The following is a 22,669-nucleotide window of genomic DNA, read 5'->3' on the forward strand; positions in this document are numbered from 1 at the left end:
AGCATCGCCGCCCTGACCGTTTCCCTCCCCCGCGCAGACCCACCCCGGCGGACGAAGCCGCCCCGGAGGTCGGCCCTGAACGGCTCATGCCGCGCGCCCGAGCACACATTCCTGGTCCCGCAGCAGGAGCTGCGGGACCAGGCACCGAATCCGCGGTCGCCGGGCGAGAACGGGCGGCCGTACGCGAAACTCAGCGGTGAGGTATCACGAGGACGCTCGCCCCGCGACGCGGCGCTGCCACGCGTCGCGCAGTGCGGGGACGATGCCGCGCGGCAGGAACAGCACGACGAGGATGAGAAGGGCGGCGTACACGGCGTAGTTGAGGATGCTGGGGGCGCTGGCGGGCATGCCCGGCCTGGAGTCCAGGTCGTTGAGGAACTGCACGATCAGCGTGATCGCGGTGGCGCCCAGGAGCGCGCCCCAAATGGTGCCGAGCCCGCCGACGACGGCCATCACCAGGAACTGGATGGACAGCAGGACCGGGAACGACCCCGGATTGATGTAGCCGATGAAGAAGGCGTAGATCCCTCCGGCGAGCCCGGCGAACGCGGCGGCCAGGGTGAACACGGCGAGTTTGTAGCGGGCCACCGGCACTCCGCTGGCGCTCGCCGCAGTCTCGCTGGTGGCCAGCGCGCGCAGGCCGCGGCCGGCCCGTGAGGCGACGACATTGCGGGCGACCAGGACGGTGAGGGCCACGGCGGCCCACGCCAGGTAGGCGTAGTGGATGTCCTCGCCGAGTTACGTACCTCCGGCGGAGAATCGTGGGAAGAACGTCACGCTCTCGCGGTGCACCGTCTTGTCGCAGCTGATGCGGAGCCGCTGCCGCCCCTGATCACTCCGCGGGTGCTGGGCGTGGACGACTTCGCCCTCTACCGCAACACCTACGCAACCCTCCTGGTCGATGCCACGACCCGTCTGCCCCTCACGCTCTGGGAGGGACGGGACGCCGAACAGCTCAGCCGCTGGCTTCGTGAGCATCCCGGCGTCGAGATCGTCTGCCGCGACGGTGCGCTGACCTACCGGCAGGGCATCGCCGCCGGCGCCCCCGATGCCGTGCAGGTCAGCGACCGCTTCCACCTGTGGCAGGGGCTGTCACGTCGTGTTCAGGACATCGCTGCCGCCCACCGGGGCTGCCTGCCCGCAGCCCTCCCACCGGCCGAAGAAGCCGCTCCAGCACCGGCCGAGGCAACCACCGAGGATGCCGCAGCGGACACACGAGCCGGGCAGCACGCCAGGAGACTGTTCCAGGCTGTCCACGCCCTGACCGGATCCGGCCAGAGCTACAGCGCCGTGGCCCGGCAGCTCGCCCTGGACCGCCGCACCGTGCGCAAGTATGCTCGCGCCCGCACCTGGCAGGAGGTCGTGCGCCGCCCGCCCCGCAAGCCCTGCACCCTGGATCCCTACCGAGACTACCTGCAACAACGCTGGGACGAGGGCGAGCACAATGCGATGGTCCCCCATCAGGAACTCCGCACCAAGGGCTACCTCGGGCACTACCAGCGCGTGAAGATGGCCATCGCGCCCCTGCGACGCGGGCTGCCGCTGGACCAGCCCCGCGAGCGCCCGCCGTCCCCACGCGAGACCGCACGCTGGATCGCCACCCACCCGGACCGCCGCGGCCTTGACGTCACCCACCGCCTGCACCGGCTCCTCGAGCACTGCCCGGAACTCAAGCACGCTCACGACCTGGTCCGCCGGTTCGCCGCCATGCTCGACAACCGTGACGCCGCACCCCTGCCGTCCTGGCTCGACGAGCTCTCCCGCAGCGGACTGGCACCCTTTGCCGGTATCGCCGGAGCCCTGCGCGAAGACCAGCACGCCGTCGCCCAGGGGATCTCCACGACCTACAGCTCCGGCGTCAACGAAGGCCGCATCACCGACGTCAAACTCCAGAAACGCCTGATGGCAAGGACGTGCTGGCGTTCCGCTCCTGCGCCACCGCATCGTCCTGTTTGCTCACCTCCGCCGCCGTTACGCGGACCGGCCGACCACGGCACCCAGATGATCTCCGCCTACGAAAATCTTGCCAGAGCCACTTCAACTCGTACGCCGACAATACCCATCGAACCCTCGAGTTTTCCGGTCAGCGAGGCACCCTGGAAGACCAGCGCGACGCACTCCGGCGCGAGGAGGGCGTGCCGGTCGATCTGCGCGATCCAGTTCTGTCCGTTGCCGGGCAGCTGTAGGGGTGTCATCGTTCTCCTGGGCGGGGCGGCTCAGGGCAGCCGGTAGATGTCCAGGGTGGACTCGCCGGAGCGGATACGGCGCAGGTAGTCCGCCTCGGCGGCTTCTCGTTCCGCGGAGAGCCGCTGGACCTCGGCGACCCGCTCGGCGGGGACCACGACCACTCCGTCGGCGTCGGCGACGATCAGGTCGCCGAGCCGCACGGCCTGCTCGCCGATCAGCACGGGCTCGCCGAGCTCGCCGTAGCCGTGGGGGTCCTTGCCGGTGCCGCGGATGCAGACGCGCTCTGCGAACACCGGCCAGCCCATTTCGACCAACCGTGCGGAGTCCCGGACGCCGCCGTGGATGATCAGCCCGGCCAGCCCGCGAGCGATCGCGGCCTCAGCCAGGATCTCGCCCCAGTAGCCGAACTCGAGGCCCCCGCCGGTGTCGACGACGAGGGCATCGCCGGGGCAAGCGGCATAGACGGCACGGTGGAGCCAGAGGTTGTCCCCGGGTGGGGCCTTCACAGGGAAGGCGGGGGCCTCCAGGTGCATCGACGGATGCAGTGGCTTGATCGCGGATGGCAGCGCGCCGGTGCGGCCCGCCGCCTCGTGCACGGTGGCCGAGCTCAGCACGGTCGTCGTCGCGCTCACGATCCGGCTCCGTGCTGCAGGTCGTGGTATCGGTGCGCGACGCGGGCCTCCCGCAGGGACGAGCCGGCCTCGACGGCGTCGCGGATGGCCTGCTCGGCTCGCTCGATCTCCTCGGCGGCGGCGAGCACCTCCTCGGCCCGCGCGGCGGGGACCACAACGATCCCGTCGCCGTCGCCGAGCAGCAGGTCACCGGGCTCGACGCGGATCCCGCCGATGGACACCGGTACCCCGGTGGCCTCGACGCGGACCCGGTCCTTGCCGGTGCGCATCCAGTTGCCGCGGGAGAAAACCGGGTAGCCGAGCTCGAGCGAGCGGTCCACGTCCCGGCAGACGCCGTCGATCACCGTGCCCGCCACCTCGCGGCGGTGGGCGACGGTGGTGAGGAGGTCGCCCCAGACGGTGGCGTCGACCCGGCTCTGGTTGTCCAGCACGACGACGTCGTCCGGGCCGAGGTCGTCGATGTAGTCGCCGACGGTGCCGCGGTCCTGGCCGACGGGGCCGTAGCGCAGCGTCCAGGCTCTCCCGGCCAGCCGGAAGCTGCGGTCCAGCGGCGCGATGCCCAGCGCCTGGCCTGGGATGCCGAGCTTGTCCAGGGCGTCGGAGACCCCGGAGGTGGACAGCGCGCGCAGCCGCGTCAGCGTGTCGGATTCAGTGGTGACCATCGGTCAGCTCCTCGTAGGACTTGCCCATCACGTCGGACACCCGGGCGCCGCCCTCGATGGCCTGGGCCATCGCGGCCTCGGTGGCGGCGATCCGCTCGGCGGTGGCGAGGACCTCCTTGGCGCGGGCGGCGGGCACGACGACCACGCCTCCGCCGTCGGCCAGGACGAGGTCGCCGGGGTGCACGGTGACGTCGTCGAGCTGCACCGGCTCGTCCCAGCTGTGCTCGACCGCGCGGGTGCGGGCGGTGACGGGCGTGGGTGTGACGGCGTAGACCGGCAGGCCCGCCTCGGCGGCCTCGGCGAGGTCGCGGGCGGCGCCGTGCACGATCACGCCCTCGATCCCGCGGGCCGCGGCGGCGCGGGAGAGCAGACCGCCCCAGCCGGCGCAGTCGGTCCGGCCCTGATGGGCGACGACGACGACCTGACCTGGCCCCGATGCGTCGACCGCGGCGGTGCCGAGGTGGCGGGTGGCGGTGGCGGCGCCCTCGGCGGGCGGGCCGAGCAGCACCGTCACCGCACGGCCCGCCACGGTTCCGGGGGCTGCCCAGGGTCGCAGCCCGCGCACGACGCCGTGGATCCCATGTCGGTCCAGAGCGTCTGACACCGCACAGGTGTCCAACGCCCGGAGCCGGTCCACCTCGCTCATGCGAGGTGGTTCTTCAGGCCGGGGAAGAAGGCTCGCGCATTGTCCTCGAACACGGCCTTCCGGTCGGCGTCGGTGAGGAAGTCGAAGCCCTCGATGACCGGCTTGATGTCGTCGAAGTCGAGGCCGGTCTCCGGGTTCGGGGCACTGCCGGAGCCGGGCTTCTCGGTGCCGAACAGCACTCGGTCGGGGCCTACGAGCTTGAGCAGCAGTTCCAGCGACGGCGGGTAGTGCAGGACGGTGTCGAACCAGAAGCGCCGCAGTGAGGTCTCGAAGCGCTCGGAGTCCGGGTTGCCGCCCAGGCCGGGGTGCAGCACCTCGGCCTGCCAGCGTCCGACCTGGTAGGGCACGGAACCACCGCCGTGGGAGATCATCACCCGCAGCGATGGGAAGTCGGTGAAGACCTCGCTGCGCAGCATGGCGAGGATCGCGATGGACTCCTCGGTGACGAAGTGCTCGGAGTAGGTCTCGCGGTCGGAGTAGCAGCCGGCGGAGTGGATGTGGATGCTCTCAGAGGCCGCCTGGTGGGCCGGCCTCGGCTTCACGGTGCGCAAGCGGCACCTGACGGCGTGGAAAGCCGCGATGGTCCAGCGACTGCCCGAGCTCATCGAAACGGTGCACCGCGAAACCGGCAAACCGGTCGGCGACGCGACGCTCAAGGCAGGGCTCGCGATCGAACACATCGGGTGGGCCGCCGGACACGCGAGGAGAGTGCTCGGCCGGCGCAAGGTGTCCCCCGGCTTGCTTATGGCACACCAGTCCGCGTCGGTGGCCTACAAACCGCTGGGGGTGATCGGCGTGATCGGGCCGTGGAACTACCCGGTCTTCACACCGCTGGGGTCGATCGCCTACGCGCTGGCAGCCGGCAACGCCGTGGTCTTCAAGCCCAGCGAGTACACCCCGGGTGTGGGCGTGTGGCTCGCCGAGCGATTCGAGGAGGCCGTGGGCCGTCCGGTCCTCCAGGTCGTCACCGGCCTCGGCTGATTCCGCTGCCGTTTCTTGTCCTCGGCGCGAGCCGCTGCTTCCACGCTGCCGATCAGTGCGTTCTTGGAATCCGCAGCGACCACAACCGAATCCAAGAGGCGTTCCAGTATCTGCGCAGCACTCAGAGCGTCTTTCACGGCAGTCCCTCCCCCTGAACACGCGGACGTACCTCTTCAGACATAAGAGTGACGTCGGCCATTCGGCAACGCCAGACGGCATTCAGAGAATGGCTAGAATCATCCGGCCGTTGCGGTAGAAAATCGGCCGTGCTCCTCCCCCTGGGACCCTCACGTCACATCTCGGCGGCCTCCGCCCATGGGCCATCGCCTGCGGTGCTTCTGACGTACGGGACAGAGGCCTTGTCATGGGGCTGAGGGCCGAGAGGCACCACGGCAACCCGGGGAGCGTCCTCCCGGCAGGCCCCGCCGCGCGGCATGCCATACGGCGTCAGCTCGCCACGCTGAATGCGCCACTGAAAACGTTGACCCTCAGCTCTGCGGCAGTCCACTGGAGTTGCGCATACGTGTCCCAGGTTTCAGAGAATCTGGCGTGGCGGGACAGCAGCCGCACAGTCTTGGAGTCGTGCTCTCCTGACATGGCGAGCGTGGAAGTGTAAAAGCGCTTCAGTTTATGGAAGCGTGTTCGCGGAAGGAGACCTGCCCTTTCCAGAGCCTGATGCCAGCGACGGTAAAAGTGAGACGGCTAAGTTCCTGAAGGCCGCGCTGACACAGGGCCACGACGGCGGCGAAGTCGGTCTCGGGGGTGTGTCGGTCTAGAACTGACGATCATCGTTGACACCTGGGTCTCCGATCGCTATGGAGATCCGCATGCCGAAGTCCACTCCCACCACTCCGCCGCTTGACCGTGAGGCCAAGCGGCGCCTGACGATGATACGCCACGTCGAAGAGGTCACCGGGAACGTCTCGCTATGTCCTGCCGGTACTTCGGGATCAGCCGGCAGGCGGAGTGCACCGTGGCGGAGTTCGGGCCCGAGTACGCCGACCTGCACGCCGACTGCCGCCAGCCCAAGGACGTGCCGTTGATCCACAGCGGCCGCATCCTGCTCGTGCACCGGTGCAGATGCGCGTGTCACCGAGGCAAGTAGTCCCCCGCATAGCACTGCGCCCCCGTCACGCGACGGCCGCTCAGCGGCTCAACGGGGTCACGTCGCGCCCGTCGGCGTCCACCCACCTGAGCCGGTCGGTGACGTTCGGCGAGGCGCTGGCGGACACCTGCTTGACCCGCACCTGTCCGAGGACGTCAGGCGCCAGCAGCATGCGGGCGATGGAGCGCTGCGCCTCCACAGGCGTGGCATCCCAGCGCTTCTCCACGTCGAGCCCGTAGCCGAACAGGGCGGCCAGCGGCGACGGGCCGGGCGTCAGCTCCGTCTCGCCTTTCTCCAGCTCACGGATCTCGCCGGTCAGCCTCTCGATCTTGCGGCCGATGAGCCGCGCCTCGGCCGGGGTCTCCGGGTCCTCGGCCTCGAACGCCTCCAACTGGCTCCGCTTCAGGATCAGTTCAGCCTGCACGGTAACCAGCTCCGCGCCGAGGTACGCGAGCATCACCGTGCGGAGCAGGCAGTCCGTCTTCTCCTTGTTGATGCGGGTGCAGCCCTTGCCGTGGCACTGGTAGGCCGGGGGCTGGGGCCTACCGGCCGCCTTGCGGTAGGTGACAGTCATGGGGGCGTCGCAGACGTCGCACACGTGCGCGCCACTGAAGGCGTGCCGGGCACCGCCCGAGAAGTTGGTGCGCCGGTCGCCGTCCTTGAGGATGCCCTGCACCTCGTGGAACACCTTGACGAACTCCGCCACGCTGACGGGCTTGCCGTCGTACGAGGCGCCTTCAAAGTCAGCGACGCAGGGCCACGAGGCAGGCAGTTCCTTGCCCTTGTGGGTGCGCTTGCCGATGTAGGCGACCCGCCGCGCCATGCCGCGCATGGTCCGCGTACTCAGGGGCTTGCCCTGTCGGCCGACGAGGCCGCGCGCCTTGAAGTCCCGCTCGATGGCGGCCATGGAGTGCCCGGCCCGGATGCGGAAGAACAGCTCGATGACGGCCTGCGCCTCGTCGCGCTTGGGCCTCTGCTCAGTGGGGCGCATGACCCGGCGGCCACTGGCGTCCCGAACACGCTCGTAGTCGCGCTCGTAGCCGAAGGGGCATACGCCGTGGCCCCTGGCTCCGCCGGGATGGTTGAGGTTGGTCTTCACGCCGCGCGTCACCCTCTTGTGGGTCTTGTAGCTCTCGTACTCAGAGTCGACCCCGTCCAGCAGCAGCGTCCGCCGGTCGTTGCCGTTGCGAGGGTCGAGGATGCGCTCGTGGGTCTGCACGTAGAAGCGCACGCCCTTCTCCTCGCACAGGTCGAGCAGCGTCACCCACTCGCCGGTCTTCCGGCTGCCGCGCGAGGACTCCCACAGCCACAGCAGGTCGGCGCCGAACCGGTTGTTGCGCAGGTCGGCGAGCAGCCGCTCGAAGTCGTCGCGGGCCTTCTTGGCGTAGCGGCTGGCGGAGCCGATGTCCTTGTAGGGCTTGCCGAGGGTGATGCCGAGTTCGGCAGCCGTCTCCGCGTGCTCGGAGTGTTGCTGCTCGGGGCTGCGCTCGGTGCCCGACTTGTCGACGCTGACGCGCAGGTACTCGCGGGCGGTGAGCGCTGCCGTGGCGGTGGTCATCGGTCCTCCCCGGGGCGCTGAGCCCTCTCAGCATGGCCCCTGATCTGTGGTGCGGCGGGAGCTTGCATCGGCGGTCACCCTCCCGGGTGACGATGAGCAGGGTGGCCCACTCGACCAAGGCATGCGGCAGGTCGAGTGCGGCAGGATAGGGAAGCAAGCGTGCGGGGTGTACCTCCGCCGACACGACACCCTCGCCCAGCTCGCAGTCGGCTTCGGATTTTCCGTCGGCACCGCCCACGCCTACGTAGCAGCCGTCGTCGACCTGCTGGCCAACCGCGCGCCCGGCCTGCTGCAGCGCCCTGCGCGAAGCCGACCCTGGCTACGTCCTGCTCGACGGCACCCTCGCGGAGTGCGACCGGGTCGGCGCCAGCCGGGCTGACTTCTGGCACAAGCACCGCCGCCAGGGGGTAAACGTGCAGGTGGTGACCGACCCGGCCGGACGGTTGCTGTGGATCTCGCCGACGCTGCCCGGCCGCGCGCACGATCTCACTGCGGCCCGCGCCCACCGGATCGTCCGGATCTCCGAACGCCAGGGTTCCTATCCTCGCCGACCGCGCCTACATGGAAGCCGGCCCTGGGTGACCACGCCCCTCAGACGCCGCCGGGCCGCGACCTCACACCGACTCAACAAACCGTCAACCGGGCGCTATCGGCGGCACGGGCACCGGTTGAACGCGGCGTCGCACGGCTGAAGTCCTGGCGGATCTTCCGCGGAGCTCGGTGCAGCCTGAATCGAATGACGTCAATCGCCGCCGACGTCCTCACCCTGGAGCGGCAACGCTGAAAAGGCCCACTCCCTGAACGCTTCCAGGGTAGCGCCAAGAACGGGGTTTTAGCGTGTACGGGGCGATGTGGGCGGCGGCGCTGATCTCGGCGGCGTTCACGGCGCCCACCGTGCGAGAGGCGGTGGACCAGGCGTTGACGGTCGTCCCCCTCCAGGACCAGCTCGGTGTCGATGCCGGCCGGGATCTTGATCTGGGCGTGGTGCCGCCAGGTGGCCACCGGGTCGCCCCAGCCCTCCACGGCATACGTCCAGAGGCCCTCGCTGGGTGCGGAGACGGTGGCGCCCCAGCGGTCGGTGCCGGGGGCGAGTTCGCGCATCGGGGTCCAGGGGCCCGGGCGGCCCTCGCGGTCCCTGAGGACGACGTTCGCGGCGACGGCGTCGTGGCCCTCGCGGAAGACGACGGCCGAGATCTCGAAGGCCTCGCCCACGACGGCCTTCGCCGGACGGCGGCCGTGGTGGACGGTCGGCCGTACGTCGATGACCGGTATGCGCCCGAGAGTTGGGGTGTACGACGACGGGGCGTACGACGACGGGGCGTGCGCCGGCGTGTTGTGCAGCGCGTCCGACGACGGGTTCTCGGGGGGCGGCGCGGTCGGCGCGGGCGGGCCGTCGTGCGCCCGGCTCGCGGAGCTTGCGTCGGTGCTCTGGGTCGGGGCGGGGGGCGTACTGGTCGTCGGGAGGGCTGACGAGTGGTGCGTGGCGGGCATGACCGCTCCTGTCCGCGTCAACGTGGGTGGGCGGATGAGGGTGTGGGGAGGTGGGGCCAGCGGGACGTACCGGTGGAGCCTTCCCACAGAGTGCGGGTGGGCATTCCGGCACTTTGTTAACTACTCACGCGTATGTCTACACACAAGACCGGCCTCGTCCAAGGAAGACGAGACCGGTCACTGTAGTCGCTCTGGGTAAAGGGACGTTCACCTGTGGTGTTACAGGGGCCCTACGGGTTGTTGACCTGAAGGAGTTTGTTCGGTGAGCCCGGATAGGTGTTCTTGAGGTTGCCCGAAACCGCGCGTTTCGCCAGTGCCTTGCTCACGTCGGCCGGTGACGCCCCTGGATGGTCGGCCAGGTAGAGCGCGGCGGCCCCGGCGGCGTGCGGGCTCGCCATCGACGTACCGGAGAAGGTCACCTTGCCCGTGTTGCTCTTGTGTGAGGCGGAGGTGATGGAGACGCCGGGCGCGAACAGGTCAAGGCTCGGGCCCCAGTTCGAGAATTCCGCGCGGACATCCTTCTTGTCGGTGGCGCCGACGGTGATCGCCTGCTTGACGCGGGCGGGTGAGTAGAGGCCCGCGGCGAGCGCGTCGTTGCCCGCGGCGACCGTGTAGGTGACGCCGGAGGCTATGGAGTTGCGTACGGCGGTGTCGAGTTGGACGTTGGCGAAGCCGCCCAGGCTCAGGTTGGCGACGGCCGGCTTCTCGGCGTGCTTGGTGACCCAGTCGATGCCGGCGATGACCTGGGCGGTCGTGCCCTCCCCCGCGTTGTCGAGGACGCGTACGGCGATCACCTTGGCCTGCTTGGCGACGCCGTACTTGGTGCCGACGGCGGTCGCCGCGACATGGGTGCCGTGACCGTTGCCGTCCTGCGCGGTCTTGTCGTTCTGGACGAAGTCGAAGCCGTTGCTCGCCCGCCCGCCGAAGTCCTTGTGCGTGATCCGTATGCCGGTGTCGATCACGTACACGGTCGTGCCCTTGCCCGCCGACTCCGGCCACGTATAGCTCTTGTCGAGCGGCAGCTTCGGCTGGTCTATTCGATCCAGGCCCCACGAGGGCGGATTCTGCTGGTTGTGGTCATACGTGACCGTCGTGTCCTGGACGACCGAGGCCACGCGGGAGTCCGCCGCGAGCCGCCTGGCCTGTTTCGCGTCGACCTTCACGGAATATCCGTTCAGGGCCGAGCTGTACGTGTGGCCTATTTTCGCCCCGTACTTGGACGCTACATCCTTTCCGGCCTTCGACGGGGCTTTCGTTCCCCCCTTGAGGGTCACGATGTAACTGCCGCCGACGGAACCGGGACCACCGGCTCCGAGGACGTACCCCTCCGGAGCGGCGTGCGCGGGCAGGGTGATGGCCGAAAGTGCCGCGGCCGTGATGACCGCCGTCAGGCCTCCCGCCCGGCGCAGACGCCTGTTTCTCGCCTCTGTCGGGTGTCGCATGTGTGAGAACCCCCTCCTCAACTCGGCGCACCGTCACCGGAGTCGGGAGGTACGCCACTGGGCAGCGTCTCGTGTGGTGTGAAGTGCCACAAGGTCGCACAGAGGGGCGGAATCGGCCATATCGCCCGTGGTGTACATGTGAAGGTCGCGGCGAAATCAGGCCTGAACATGTGGGGGTGGACTGCGCGGCGGGGCGGTCGGGGTACGGATGCGCCGTAATTGCATACCGAGGGACGCGCAGGAGCAGGTGCCGTAGGACGTGCCGTAGGACGTGCGGTCGTGCGTGCCGTACGACGTGCCACAGGAACGTGCCGTGGTAAGCGCCGTAGGTACGTGCCGTGGTAAGTGCCGTGGGTACGTGCCGTGGTTGCCGGGCCCCCGTGCCGCTACCGTCGAGGGTGTCGTGGGTGATGACGGGCGCACGGCTCCAGTGGCCGGTGACCGCCGGCTGTCGGCCACTGGCTTCGGTGCGCCCCGGCCCGTACGTCCAGGTGTGAAGGTGGAATCCTCTGTGAAGGCCATCCGCAGATTCACCGTCCGACCCGTCCTCCCCGAAGCCCTTCACCCGCTCAGCGAGCTGGCGCGCAATCTGCGCTGGTCCTGGCACGCGGAGACCCGTGATCTCTTCCAGTCGGTCGACCCCGAGCGCTGGGTCTCCTCCGGCGGCGACCCCGTACGACTCCTCGGCTCCGTCTCCCCCCGGCGTCTCGCCGAACTCGCCGAGGACCGGCGCTTCCTGCGCCGCCTGACCGCCGTAGCCGACGACCTGCGTGACTACGTCACCGGGGACCGCTGGTACCAGGGGCAGGCGCAGACCGGCGAACTCCCGGCCGCCATCGCCTACTTCTCGCCCGAGTTCGGCATCACGGCCGCGCTGCCGCAGTACTCCGGTGGCCTCGGCATCCTCGCCGGCGACCATCTGAAGGCGGCCAGCGACCTGGGCGTACCGCTGATCGGCGTCGGCCTGCTCTACCGGCACGGCTACTTCCGGCAGACCCTGTCGAGGGAGGGCTGGCAGCAGGAGCACTACCCGGTGCTCGACCCCAACGAGCTGCCCCTCGTGCCGCTCCAGGAGGCCGACGGCTCGGCCGCCCGGGTCGACCTGGCCCTGCCCGGCGGCCGCCGGCTGCACGCCCGCGTCTGGCAGGCCCAGGTCGGCCGCGTACCGCTGCTTCTGCTGGACTCGGACGTCGAGGAGAACGACCTCGGCGAACGGGCCGTGACCGACCGCCTCTACGGCGGCGGCAGCGAACACCGCCTGCTCCAGGAGATGCTGCTCGGCATAGGAGGAGTCCGGGCCGTACGTACGTACTGCCGCCTCACCGGCCACCCCGGCCCCGAGGTCTTCCACACCAACGAGGGCCACGCCGGCTTCCTCGGCCTGGAGCGGATCGCCGAACTCTGCGACCAGGGGCTCGACTTCGACGCCGGCCTGGAGGCGGTCCGCTCCGGCACGGTCTTCACCACGCACACCCCCGTCCCGGCCGGCATCGACCGCTTCGACCGGGAACTGGTGGCCCAGCACTTCGGCCCCGACGCCGAGCTCCCGCGCATCGACGTCGAACGCGTTCTGGGCCTGGGCATGGAAACGTACTCGGGCGGCGACCCGAACGTGTTCAACATGGCGGTGATGGGCCTGCGGCTGGCACAACGGGCGAACGGCGTGTCGCTTCTGCACGGCCAGGTCAGCCGGGAGATGTTCTCGGGCCTGTGGCCGGGCTTCGACCCGGACGAGGTCCCGATCACGTCGGTCACGAACGGCGTGCACGCCTCGACGTGGGTGGCCCCCGAGGTCTTCCGCCTCGGCGCCCGCCAGATCGGCGCCGAACGGACCGAGGACGCGATGTCGGTCGGCGGGTCGGACCGCTGGGACGCGGTCGGGGACATCCCCGACCAGGACATCTGGGAGCTGCGGAGGAGCCTGCGCGAGCAGTTGGTGACGGAAGTACGGGAACGCCTGTACGCCTCCTGGCGCCAGCGCGGCGCGGGCACCGCCGAACTGGGCTGGATCGAGGGCGTACTGGACCCGGACGTGCTGACGATCGGCTTCGCGCGCCGCGTCCCGTCGTACAAGCGTCTGACGCTGATGCTGCGCGACCAGGACCGCCTGATGGACCTGTTGCTGCATGCCGACCGTCCGATCCAGATCGTGGTCGCGGGCAAGGCACACCCGGCGGACGACGGCGGAAAGCGCCTCATCCAGGAGCTGGTGCGCTTTGCGGACGACCCGCGCGTACGCCACCGGATCGTGTTCCTCCCCGACTACGGCATGGCGATGGCCCAGAAGCTGTATCCGGGGTGCGATGTGTGGCTGAACAACCCGCTGCGGCCGCTGGAGGCATGCGGGACGTCGGGGATGAAGGCGGCCCTGAACGGTTGTTTGAATCTTTCCGTGTTGGACGGCTGGTGGGACGAATGGTTCCAGCCGGACTTCGGCTGGGCGATCCCGACGGCCGACGGGGCGGCGATGGACGAGGACCGCCGGGACGACGTGGAAGCGGCCGCGCTGTACGACCTGCTGGAACAGCGCGTGGCCCCGCGCTTCTACGAACGCGGCCAGGGCGGCCTGCCCGACCGCTGGATCGAGATGGTCCGCCAGACGCTCACGCATCTGGGCCCGAAGGTGCTGGCGGGGCGGATGGTCCGCGAGTACGTGGAGCGCCTGTACGCGCCGGCGGCTCGGGCACACCGGTCCATGGCTCCGGATACGGCTTCTGATGTGGCAGGGGAGCTGGCGGAGTGGAAGGCGCGGGTGCGGGGCGCCTGGCACCGGGTGGCGGTCGACCACGTGGAGACCTCCGCCGCCCCGACCGGCAGGGCGGCGGAACTCGGGGCGTCGCTCGTGCTGCGCGTGCGCGTGCGGCTGGGGGAGCTGGCCCCGGACGACGTCGAGGTCCAGGCCGTCTCGGGCCGCGTCGACTCCGAGGACCGCATCACGGACGCGTCAGCGGTCCCGTTGAAACCGGCGAACGGCCCGGACGAGGAGGGCCGCTGGACCTACGAGGGCCCTCTGTCCCTGGACCGCACGGGCCCCTTCGGCTACACGGTCCGCATCCTCCCGGCCCACCGACTGCTGGCCTCCGCCGCCGAGCTGGGGCTGGTGGTGGTGCCTTCGGAGGAGATGGGGGAGGGGGCGGGGGTGTTGATGCGGTGAGGTGACCTCGGGCGACACGGCGTCGGCCGTCGGCCCCGGTGCCCTGGGCGTGGCCTCGTCGCCGCGCCCAGGGCAACCGCGATCACCCGTGTCGCAGTCTGATGGGCTGCCCCCGCGCAGGCAATGCCGTCCCCGCGCCTCTTGGCGACTCGGCGCCGCACCAGTGGGCACCGGGATGCCGCCGAACGACGCAGGTGAACGGTCGCGCGGGGCACGCTTTGGAAGAACCTACGCGCCGCTGTCGATCCAGCCATGTCCCGTTCGACATCCTCATGCAGGACGCATCGCATCGCCATACGAGGAGGCGACAGGACCTGATGAGGCAACACATGGATCAGCTGCTGCGAGTGCAGAACTTCACCATCTCGAGCGACGGCGTCGCCGCCGGCGAGGACCAGAGTCTGGAGCGGCCTTTCGGCCACAACATCGATCCGGGAAAGCTCTTCGCCTGGGCCGGCGCCACGGCGAGCTGGCCCATCCGCACCGAGCCCGGGGGAAGCCGGGGCCTCGACGACTACTTCACCCGGGACTTCAGCCACAACATCGGCGCCGAGATCATGGGCCGCAACAAGTTCGGACCCCAGCGCGGCCCGTGGGGCGACCACGAGTGGCGCGGCTGGTGGGGTGACGAGCCGCCCTTCCACACGCCGGTGTTCGTCCTGACCCACCACAAGCGTCCATCGTTCACGCTCTCCGACACCACGTTCCATTTCGTGGGCGGCGACCCCGCCACCGTTCTCGCGCAGGCGCGGGAGGCCGCGCAGGGCAAGGACGTCCGGCTCGGCGGCGGCGTGACCACCATCCGGGAGTTCCTCGACGCCGACCTCGTCGACACCATGCATGTGGCCGTCTCACCGGTGAAGCTCGGGTCCGGGCTACGCCTCTGGGACTCGCCCGAACAGCTGCTGGACCGGTTCCACATGGAGGTCGTGCCCAGCCCGAGCGGCGTGACGCACCACCTTTTCTGGCGCAAATGACCAAGAGAGACAACGTGGTGTGATCAACAGGTGGCAGATCGTGGGCGTCATCGGTCTTCAGCTGTTCCGGTTCCGCCCAGTGAGCCGCTGATACCTGCGGCCGGTCCAACCGACAGCCACCCATGCGGCGAAGAGGACGGTCGCGGCGAGGGTGCCCGCGACGGTGTCGGTGAAGAGGAGCGCGAGCAGGACCGCGATCAGCGTGATCGTCCCGGCCGAGGACGTGGTGAAGGAGTCGGCACGCAGGACGATGCGCAGGAACCGCGAGGGTGAGGCGTCGGTCATGGCATCTCCACGCTGCGGTAGGGGAAGGGGCGACCCGAGGATGACGCCAGGGCCTGTCGTGATCAACAGGCTGGCAGGAGGCTGCCGATCCAGATGATCGCTGCGCGGAAATGGAGTCCACACTGACCAGGGGCATCGAACGGCCGACTAGCTTTCGCTCGTGGATGTCGTCGCGCATCTCCCAGCAGATCGGCAGGCGGTGGAACCAGTGCAGATGGGCGAACACGCGCTCCACGCCCCCGGGTTGGCTGCCCAAGCCGGAGCCATGCTCGGTGCCCCGCCGGGCGATCAGCGGCTTCACTCCGAGAGCCCAGACCAGGCGGCGGTGTGGGAGAACGTGGTGGCCGCGTCGTAGCGGATGCGGCCGTGGAGGAGGCCTGGCTGTTCACCATCGCCCGGCGCAGCGTGGTCAACCAGGGTCTCGACCACCTGTACGTCAGACAGTCGTCACTCCGCAGCCGTCACTGCAAAGGCTTCCGACCCGGACACCATGATCAGCGTGCCCGGGTCGATGTGCCCTCAGCAGATATCGAGGCGATTGAAGTCGTACGTCGCCTGGTCCGGGAAGTTGTAGATGTTGCCGTCCGCGAGGGCGTAGTACGGGTTGGTGTTGGGACCCCAGAAACGGACCTGGGCTCCGCCAGTCTGGTTGTTGCGAACAGAGAGCGCGTCGATGAAGTTCGAGAGCGACCGCGTATCGCACTTGAACAGGTGGAAGATGCTGTGCTTGCCGTCGCCCTGACCAATCGCCACGCAGGCGATTCCAGATGCCCGGGAGCACCAGATCAGCTCACTGTCCCGCTGGGCACTCGACACATCCCGCTTTACCCACTCGCCTGAGAACAGCGGGTAGATCTCGGGTGTCCACCCGGTCGTTCCGGCCGCAACGTTCTGTGCTGCCTGTGCTGGTGCCGACACCGCCAGCGGAACAAGGACCGCGGCGATCATCGTCACGACCATTGCAGCCGCCCGTTTTCCGATTCTTCTCAAGCTCATTTGATCTCCTCTGCAGTCGCAACCGATGCAGCCGTTCCAACGGCGAGATGTCGTCACCACGGCTGCTGCTGTTACCCGACCGGATCGCTCACATCCCCTGCTCAAGATGCCGTAGCGGCCAAGAGCTCCCCCGAGTCAGCGCCTCGAACTGTAGGCCGCGTCAGGGACGTCGCGACCCTGACAGATGTCAGGGTGTGGCATTCGGGGCTGGCCGACGTCACTGCCTGGCGAGCAGGCCCGGACAAGGCCGTACCCGCAGGCACGTGCCCGGCGAGCGGGCGCACCAATACCGCATCGGCGGCTCTGCCGGGTAGCTGAGCCAGCCAATGTGCAGGTGAAGGTCGAGCGAGCCCCGGGGCCAGGGACGTGGAAGCCGCGAGACCTCCAGCCGACGCGCAACCGGCCGAGCGGATGCTCCAGGAGTTGATCGAGGCCGAGGCCGAGGCCACGGCCCGGATCGGCGCGGAGTGGAACGAGCACACCGACACGCGCACCGCGCTGCGCAACGGCCACCGCGACAAGACGCTCAGCAGCCAGGCCGGCGACCTGGACCTGGCGATTCCCAAGCTGCGGTCGGGGAGCTTCTTTCCCGCGCTGCTGGAGCGGCGCCGCCGCATCGACCAGGCCCTGTATGCGGTCATCATGGAGGCCTACATCCACGGCGTGTCCACGCGGCCAAGGCGCGGGTCGAGCACCAGATCGTGTCCCGGGCCGTGGTGTTCGCCACGGGGATCACCGAGGACGGCGGCCGGGAGGTGCTGGGCGTGAGGGTCGGTGACAGCCAGACCGAGTTGTTCTCTGGACCGAGTTCCTGCGTCACCTGCGCGAACGCGGTCTGACCGGGGTCCGGCTCGTCATCGGCGACCACCACTCAGGGCTTGTCAAGGCCATCCGCAAGGTCATGCTCGGGGCCGCCTAGCAGCGCTGCAGGGTGACTTCCTGCGCAAGACCGGCAGAGCTACCGCCGACGCAACCTCGTCGAACGCTGCTTCATCCGCCTCAAAGGCTTCCGCGGAATCGCCACCAGATACGACAGGACCGCCACCTCCTACGAAGCAGCGGTCAGTCTTGCGTCATTCCTGCTCTGGGCAAGATCCGTTTGAAGACGGGCCTTAGTTGCCACCGCCACCGCCACCGCCGCCGTCCCCACCGCCACCGCCGCCGTCCCCACCCCAGCCCCCGCCGTCCCCGCTGCCGCCGGAGTCCCCGCCGTCCGAGCCCCAGCCGTCGCTGCCGCCGGGCTCGTTGTCGTCGCTGCTGTTGCCGAGGTTGCTGAACCACGTGCGGTCCCACCATTCATCGAGGGCGATCGGTTCGCTCTCGTGTGAGGGGCGCTTGCGGTTGGACGGGAAGCGGGCCAGGCCTGTCGTGTCGCCGATGCCGAAGGCGACGGAGAATACATGGGCCATGACGGCGTCCAGGGGGTCGGGGCTCTCGTGGTGGACGGGCGCCAGCGGGAGGAGCACCGAGCCCGGGTCGAGCACCTGGTGGCGAAATGGACGGGTCAGAAGGGCGACGCGGCGTTCGTCGCGCAGCAGCCACGAACTCTTCGCGCTCTCCCGGCGCAGCACCCAGTGGCTCCCGGGCAGGCGCACCTCCACAGAGCTCTTTGACTTGCGCAGCCGCTTCGTGAGGGCGAGGTGGGCCGTGACGTCGCCGACGGTCAGGGTCAGGCCCTTGGACGGTTCCGGGGCGTCCCTGTGGAAGCCGTGCGGTGCCCGGATCCGTACGACGGGAGCGTGTGGCCCCCACACGTCCACGCGAACCAGACGCCGGTCCACGGCGACGGTCACCGGCCCGGCGGGGCCCGGCGCGTACCGGCGCGCGATCCACAGCGGTACGCCCTCGGCCCGGGCACGCTCCGCCAGGGCGGCCACCTGCGCCGGCCCACCGCACCGCTGTACCGCCAACTCCCCCAGCCTGTGGGCGAACTCGGCGGCCTGCCGCACCTTCACGGGCGTGGAGGTACCGGTGACGCGGGTCACGGGGACGACCCCGGGGCCGTTCGGCAGCCGCGTCAGCGGGCGTTCCGTCCCGCCGCCCCCGACCCAGTACCCGCGCTGGAACGCCTCGGCCATGGCACCGAGGTTCAGCTCGCTCAACGGCGTGATCCTGCCGCCCTTGCGCAGATGCTCCTCGGTCAACTCCACGGTCCGCGCCAGCGGATTCCTCGACCGCTCGCCATACCGCACCTGACTCACGACACCCCCGTATACGTACGCCACTCAGCAGAGTCCAGGGTCACACAGCCGCGCCCCGGTGTCGGAGACGCCCGTCTCAGTCCTTGGGGTTCCCGGCCAGCCGCCGCAGCACCACCCCGCACCGGCGTGCGTACGCGTGCTGCAAGCCCCTGGTCGCCGGGCCGCCCGCGCGGGCGTACCACTTGGCGCCGCGGCTGAAGGCCGTGACCGTCAGCCAGACCGTGCCGTCGCCCGTGCGGTCGACGACGAAGGCCTCCTCGCCGCACTCCGGGTGGCCGGGGAGTGTGCCGTAGGCCCAGCCCTTGCGGCGGGGTTCGTCCACGGTCCACACGACACGGCAGGGGGCCTTGATGACGCCGCCCAGGGTGACGGTGACGTCGACGCCCGGGGCCGCCTCCGCCGCGTCCGTCCTGATGCCCACGCCCATCGCGCGGTGCATCTCCCAGGTGAGGACCGCCTCGGCGGCCCTGGTGAACACGTCCGTGCCCTCGCCTATACGGGTTCTGACCTGCAACGGGTTGAAACCGGGCGGGCAGCGGCCCTCTCGGGTCGCGCCGACGTCGGCGTAGGTGAAGGGGCCCTCGGGGAGGTCGGGGCGGGCGGCGTCGCTGTGGGGCATGAGGCCAAAGCCTAGGGCGGCACCCGGAGTCGCCTTCTCTCCGGGTACCGCCCTGACTCAGATGTGCGTCGACTCAGATGTGCGTCGACTCAGATGTACCTCACGCCGTGACGTTGACCGCCGCCCACGCCGCGTTCACCGCCGCGTACTCCGCGCTGCTGGCGCCGTAGAGGGAGGACGCCGCGTTCAGGGTCGCCGTACGGGCGCCCTTGTAGTTCGTGGTCGACGTCATGTACGTCGTCAGCGCCTTGTACCAGATCTGCACCGCCTTGTCGCGGCCGATGCCGGTGATCGTGGCGCCGTTGGAGGTCGGGGAGTTGTACGTCACCCCGTTGATCGTCTTCGAGCCGCTGCCCTCGGAGAGGAGGTAGAAGAAGTGGTTCGCGGGACCCGAGGAGTAGTGGACGTCCATGCTTCCCAGGGACGACGACCAGTAGTTGGCCGAGTTGCCGTCCTTGCTCGGCTGGTCCATGTAGCGCAGCGGGGTGCCGTTGCCGCGGATGTCGACCTTCTCGCCGATGAGGTAGTCGCCCGGGTCCTTGGAGTTGGCGGCGTAGAACTCGACCGCCGTGCCGAGGATGTCGGAGGTGGCCTCGTTCAGGCCGCCGGACTCGCCGGAGTAGTTCAGGCCGGCCGTGTTGGAGGTCAGGCCGTGGGTCATCTCGTGGCCGGCCACGTCCAGAGAGGTCAGCGGCTTGACGTTGCCCGAGCCGTCGCCGTACGTCATGCAGAAGCAGCTGTCGGACCAGAAGGCGTTGACGTACGCGTTGCCGTAGTGGACGCGGGAATGCGCCGCGACGCCGTTGTTCTTGATGCCGTTGCGACCGAGGACGTTCTTGTAGAAGTCCCAGGTGACCTGGGCGCCGTAGTGGGCGTCCACCGCGGCGTTCTGGTCGGTGGAGGAGCTCGTCGCCGTACCCGTGCCCCAGATGTCGTCGGAGTCGGTGAAGAGCGTGCCGGCCGAGGAGGACGTGGCGCGGGCCTTGTTGTACGTCTTGTGGCCGCCGCGTGTGGCGTCGCTGAGCTGGTACGTCGAGCCCGACAGCGTCGTGCCGATGGTGACCGAGCCGTTGTACTGGCTGTTGCCGCTGCCGGTCTGGATGGCCTCCCACTCGTACAGCTTCTTACCGGTCTCCGCGTCGGTGATGACGTGGAGCTCCTGCGGGGTGCCGTCGTGCTGGAAGCCGCCGACGACCGTCTCGTAGGCGAGGGCGGGCTTGCCGCTCGCGGCCCAGACGACCTTGCGCGGGGCCTTGTCGGCCGCGGTCTTGGTGGAGCCCTCGGCCCGGGCGGCCTTCAGGGCCTGCTTCTCGGCGGTGGCCTTGGTGACCTCGGCGGTGAGGTCGGTGACCTCGACGGCGGCCTTCGTCGCCTTGGTGACGCTCTTGATGTCGCCGGCCTTGGACTCGTGGACGACCAGGTCGCCACCGAGGACCGGCAGTCCGCCGTACGTGCGCTCGTAGCGCGTGTGGACCGTGCCGTCCGCGTCCTTCAGGACATCGCGGACGACCAGTTCCTCCTTGGCACCCAGGCCTATCTCGTCGGCGGTCTCGGCCGTGGCCGCGTCCGCCTCCTTGATCAGGGCGGTGCGCGCGGCGGGGGTCAGCAGGACCGGGGCGCCGGCCGGCTGGGCCTTGTCCGCGACGGGGGCGGGCTGGGCGGTGGCACCGGAGGTCAGCCCGGTGGTCAGCAGCGCTCCGGCGGCGACGGCGGTCGCGATGGCCAGCGTGGTGCGCTTGTGACGCGCGTAGAGGGGAGTCACACAAGCTCCTTATGTGGGGGAGGTGCTCTGGTGCTGGTGCGGCGGGTGGAGGAAGAGTGACACTTGAGGCGTGTTCATGTCAGGAGTTCGCGATGATGTTGACCGAAAGTCGACTGTCCGGTGAACGTTTCAGAAATGTAAACGGGCGTGGAGGCGTGAACGGGCGTCGCCCCGGCGGGAGTTGACCCGCCGGGGCGACGCCTGCTGTTCGGCCGTCATGTGAACTACGGGACGGTCCGCCGGCTCCAACGGCGCCACATTCCACAACGGCTACCTCGTCGAGCGTCCCGAGGTGAGCGCAGCATGACCAGGCACGGGAACCGCCCACTCTGCGCTCGGGGGATGTGTTCGTGCCTGGCTCGCGTCGCTACGACAACCCGGCCGCCTACCTGTTCAAGCCCGCCCAGTGGGAGACGCACCGTACGGAGTTCTGCCACCTGGTCGGCAAGAGCCCCGACGCCTCGGAGGCCCTGCCGCTGGTGATGGACGAACTGGATGAGGCCCTCACCGACCTGGAGGAGGTACTCAAGCGCGGCGACGGGCCGGTCCGGCTGAACGACGACGGGGAGCTGGTCATCTCCCCGCTGACCGCGGAGGACATCCCTACCGAGGCCGAGGACCTGCACGCCGAGCTGGAGCGGATGCTGCCGAACGTGCCGATCGCCTCGCTGCTGGTGGAGATGGACCGGCACACCGGTTTCCTGGACTGCTTCGTCCACGCCGGCGGCAAGCAGGCCCGTTCCCCGCAGCTCAAAAGGAATCTGATCGCCTGCCTCATCGGGCTCTCCACGAATCTGGGTCTGCACGGGATGGCCGCGTCCTGCGGCATCCCGTACGACGTGCTGGCGTGGACGGCGGAGTGGTATATCCGTGAGGAGACGCTGCGCGAGGCGAACATCTGCCTGGTCAACTACCACCACCAGCTGCCGGTGACGGCGATGTTCGGCTCGGGCACGCTGTCCTCCTCGGACGGGCAGCGGTTCCCCACCCGGGGCAAGTCGATCACCGCCCGGCACCTGAACAAGTACTTCGTGTCCGAGGGCATCTCCACCTACACCCACGTCTCCGACCAGCACTCCACGTTCGGCACGAAGGTCATCGTGGCCACGCACCGTGAGGCCCACTATGTGCTGGACGAGATCCTGGGCAACGCCACGGACCTGCCGATCACCGAGCACGCCACCGACACGCATGGCGTCACCCTGGTCAACTTCGGCCTGTTCGACCTGGTCGGCAAGCAGCTCTCCCCGCGCATCCGCGACCTGGGCAAGATCACGCTGTACCGGATGGGCGCCAAGGCCGACTACGAGGGGCGGTTCCCGAAGGCAGGACCGCTGCTGACGAAGAAGGCCAATCTCGACCTGGTCGCCGACCACTGGGACGACCTGCTCCGTCTCTCAGGGTCGCTGAAGTATGGGCACGCCACCGCTTCCCTGATCGTCGGCAAGCTCTCCGCGTCCTCCCGGCAGAACGCGCTGGCCGCCGCGCTCAAGGAGTACGGGGCGATCAGGAGGACGATCTACGCGGCGAAGTACCTGTCGGACGAGGGTTACCGGCGCAAGATCGCCCGGCAGCTGAACAAGGGCGAGTCCCTCCACGCCCTGCGCCGCCAGCTCCACTACGCACGCGAGGGCAAGGTCACCCGCCGTCAGCCCGAGCAGCAGAGCGAGCAGGCATGGTGCCTGACCGTGGTGACGAACGCGGTCGTTTGTTGGCACACCGAGTACATGGGCCTGGCCGTCGGCGAACTGCGGGGCGCCGGCCGCGAGGTGGACGCCGAGGTCCTGGCGCACATCTCTCCGGCCCGCAGCTCGGTGGTCAACTACTACGGCTCCATCACCGTCGACTACGAACACGAACTGGCCCAGCTTGACGAACAGGGCCACCGGCCGCTGCGAACCGCAGCCGTGGACGAGCCCGGAGCCGGGCTGTAACAGCAGGCGTCGGTCAAGCTGTTGCGCTTGTGAAACT

At 69.4% G+C, this 22,669-nt stretch carries 17 protein-coding genes and 7 pseudogenes; 10 read left to right on the forward strand and 14 right to left on the reverse strand.

Annotated elements, in window-relative coordinates; all coding sequences use genetic code 11:
* Positions 1-204 precede the first annotated feature (204 nt).
* On the reverse strand, positions 205-696 hold the full coding sequence (locus tag CES90_RS47030) for a branched-chain amino acid ABC transporter permease (RefSeq protein ID WP_208921710.1): 492 nt from the start codon (positions 694-696) through the stop codon (positions 205-207).
* A gap of 90 nt (positions 697-786) precedes the next feature.
* Between CES90_RS47030 and CES90_RS47035 the strand changes: the two genes are divergently transcribed.
* Entirely contained in the window at positions 787-2,232 is a 1,446-nt protein-coding gene (locus tag CES90_RS47035; RefSeq protein ID WP_229914464.1) for a transposase, read from the forward strand.
* Here the strand turns inward: CES90_RS47035 and CES90_RS47045 are convergent.
* The 4 genes from CES90_RS47045 to CES90_RS47060 are packed head-to-tail and all read right to left on the reverse strand — an operon-like array spanning position 2,217 to position 4,732.
* Entirely contained in the window at positions 2,217-2,819 is a 603-nt protein-coding gene (locus CES90_RS47045) for an RraA family protein (RefSeq protein ID WP_208921712.1), read from the reverse strand. The genes CES90_RS47035 and CES90_RS47045 overlap by 16 nt on opposite strands.
* Positions 2,816-3,481 (reverse strand): RraA family protein, encoded by a 666-nt coding sequence (locus tag CES90_RS47050; RefSeq protein WP_189788173.1) that lies wholly within the window; start codon positions 3,479-3,481, stop codon positions 2,816-2,818. Before CES90_RS47050 ends, CES90_RS47045 begins: the two co-directional genes overlap by 4 nt.
* The gene (locus CES90_RS47055; RefSeq protein WP_189788172.1) at positions 3,468-4,127 is read right to left on the reverse strand and encodes an RraA family protein; all 660 of its coding nucleotides are present in this window, start codon (positions 4,125-4,127) and stop codon (positions 3,468-3,470) included. Before CES90_RS47055 ends, CES90_RS47050 begins: the two co-directional genes overlap by 14 nt.
* Complete coding sequence (locus tag CES90_RS47060) at positions 4,124-4,732, reverse strand: amidohydrolase family protein (protein WP_308437939.1); 609 nt, start codon at positions 4,730-4,732, stop codon at positions 4,124-4,126. The genes CES90_RS47055 and CES90_RS47060 overlap by 4 nt, the downstream gene beginning before the upstream one ends.
* On the opposite strand from CES90_RS47060, the gene CES90_RS47065 reads away from it, so the two are divergent.
* On the forward strand, positions 4,629-5,108 hold the full coding sequence (locus CES90_RS47065) for an aldehyde dehydrogenase family protein (protein ID WP_373313617.1): 480 nt from the start codon (positions 4,629-4,631) through the stop codon (positions 5,106-5,108). The genes CES90_RS47060 and CES90_RS47065 overlap by 104 nt on opposite strands.
* 827 nt (positions 5,109-5,935) lie before the next feature.
* Positions 5,936-6,072: pseudogene (locus CES90_RS52540) on the forward strand (IS481 family transposase); the annotation flags it as partial.
* 181 nt (positions 6,073-6,253) lie between these two features.
* Here the strand turns inward: CES90_RS52540 and CES90_RS47075 are convergent.
* Both CES90_RS47075 and CES90_RS47080 read right to left on the reverse strand, forming a co-directional pair.
* Positions 6,254-7,771 (reverse strand): recombinase family protein, encoded by a 1,518-nt coding sequence (locus CES90_RS47075; RefSeq protein ID WP_189788169.1) that lies wholly within the window; start codon positions 7,769-7,771, stop codon positions 6,254-6,256.
* 40 nt (positions 7,772-7,811) lie between these two features.
* Positions 7,812-7,928 (reverse strand): annotated as a pseudogene (locus tag CES90_RS47080) (IS5/IS1182 family transposase); the annotation flags it as partial.
* A gap of 9 nt (positions 7,929-7,937) precedes the next feature.
* Between CES90_RS47080 and CES90_RS47085 the strand changes: the two are divergent.
* Both CES90_RS47085 and CES90_RS52315 read left to right on the forward strand, forming a co-directional pair.
* Positions 7,938-8,555, forward strand: a pseudogene (locus tag CES90_RS47085) (transposase family protein); the annotation flags it as partial.
* A 44-nt stretch (positions 8,556-8,599) separates the two neighbouring features.
* Positions 8,600-8,719: pseudogene (locus CES90_RS52315) on the forward strand (ADP-ribosylglycohydrolase family protein); the annotation flags it as partial.
* On the opposite strand, the pseudogene CES90_RS47090 reads toward CES90_RS52315, so the two are convergent.
* Positions 8,705-9,262, reverse strand: a pseudogene (locus tag CES90_RS47090) (maltotransferase domain-containing protein); the annotation flags it as partial. The pseudogenes CES90_RS52315 and CES90_RS47090 overlap by 15 nt on opposite strands.
* A gap of 230 nt (positions 9,263-9,492) precedes the next feature.
* Entirely contained in the window at positions 9,493-10,704 is a 1,212-nt protein-coding gene (locus CES90_RS47095; RefSeq protein WP_189785800.1) for a S8 family peptidase, read from the reverse strand.
* Between the two features lie 511 nt (positions 10,705-11,215).
* Between CES90_RS47095 and CES90_RS47100 the strand changes: the two genes are divergently transcribed.
* Both CES90_RS47100 and CES90_RS47105 read left to right on the forward strand, forming a co-directional pair.
* On the forward strand, positions 11,216-13,858 hold the full coding sequence (locus CES90_RS47100; RefSeq protein WP_189785859.1) for a glycosyltransferase family 1 protein: 2,643 nt from the start codon (positions 11,216-11,218) through the stop codon (positions 13,856-13,858).
* A gap of 329 nt (positions 13,859-14,187) precedes the next feature.
* Positions 14,188-14,835 carry a dihydrofolate reductase family protein gene (locus tag CES90_RS47105; protein WP_189785799.1) on the forward strand — a complete coding sequence of 216 codons (648 nt, stop codon included), beginning with the start codon at positions 14,188-14,190 and terminating at the stop codon, positions 14,833-14,835.
* 57 nt (positions 14,836-14,892) lie between these two features.
* Here the strand turns inward: CES90_RS47105 and CES90_RS47110 are convergent, their stop codons facing one another.
* Both CES90_RS47110 and CES90_RS47115 read right to left on the reverse strand, forming a co-directional pair.
* Positions 14,893-15,120 (reverse strand): hypothetical protein, encoded by a 228-nt coding sequence (locus CES90_RS47110; protein ID WP_189785798.1) that lies wholly within the window; start codon positions 15,118-15,120, stop codon positions 14,893-14,895.
* Positions 15,121-15,639: 519 nt separating this feature from the next.
* Complete coding sequence (locus CES90_RS47115) at positions 15,640-16,116, reverse strand: hypothetical protein (RefSeq protein ID WP_189785797.1); 477 nt, start codon at positions 16,114-16,116, stop codon at positions 15,640-15,642.
* A gap of 366 nt (positions 16,117-16,482) precedes the next feature.
* Between CES90_RS47115 and CES90_RS47120 the strand changes: the two are divergent.
* Together CES90_RS47120 and CES90_RS47125 are read left to right on the forward strand one after the other, a co-directional pair.
* Positions 16,483-17,032: pseudogene (locus CES90_RS47120) on the forward strand (transposase); the annotation flags it as partial.
* 43 nt (positions 17,033-17,075) lie between these two features.
* Positions 17,076-17,219, forward strand: a pseudogene (locus tag CES90_RS47125) (IS5/IS1182 family transposase); the annotation flags it as partial.
* A gap of 9 nt (positions 17,220-17,228) precedes the next feature.
* Here CES90_RS47125 and CES90_RS47130 read toward each other — a convergent pair.
* The 3 genes from CES90_RS47130 to CES90_RS47140 form a co-directional block, all read right to left on the reverse strand.
* A complete protein-coding gene (locus CES90_RS47130) occupies positions 17,229-18,317 on the reverse strand; it encodes a hypothetical protein (protein WP_189785796.1) in 1,089 nt (362 codons plus the stop codon).
* Between the two features lie 76 nt (positions 18,318-18,393).
* Positions 18,394-18,936 (reverse strand): DUF1990 family protein, encoded by a 543-nt coding sequence (locus tag CES90_RS47135; RefSeq protein WP_189785795.1) that lies wholly within the window; start codon positions 18,934-18,936, stop codon positions 18,394-18,396.
* 100 nt (positions 18,937-19,036) lie between these two features.
* Positions 19,037-20,698 (reverse strand): M4 family metallopeptidase, encoded by a 1,662-nt coding sequence (locus tag CES90_RS47140; RefSeq protein ID WP_189785794.1) that lies wholly within the window; start codon positions 20,696-20,698, stop codon positions 19,037-19,039.
* Between the two features lie 329 nt (positions 20,699-21,027).
* Between CES90_RS47140 and CES90_RS47145 the strand changes: the two genes are divergently transcribed.
* Positions 21,028-22,632 carry a Tn3 family transposase gene (locus CES90_RS47145; protein ID WP_268257091.1) on the forward strand — a complete coding sequence of 535 codons (1,605 nt, stop codon included), beginning with the start codon at positions 21,028-21,030 and terminating at the stop codon, positions 22,630-22,632.
* Positions 22,633-22,669: the final 37 nt, after the last annotated feature.

The sequence above is a fragment of the Streptomyces capitiformicae genome (assembly GCF_002214185.1).
Taxonomy (GTDB): Bacteria; Actinomycetota; Actinomycetes; order Streptomycetales; family Streptomycetaceae; genus Streptomyces; species Streptomyces capitiformicae.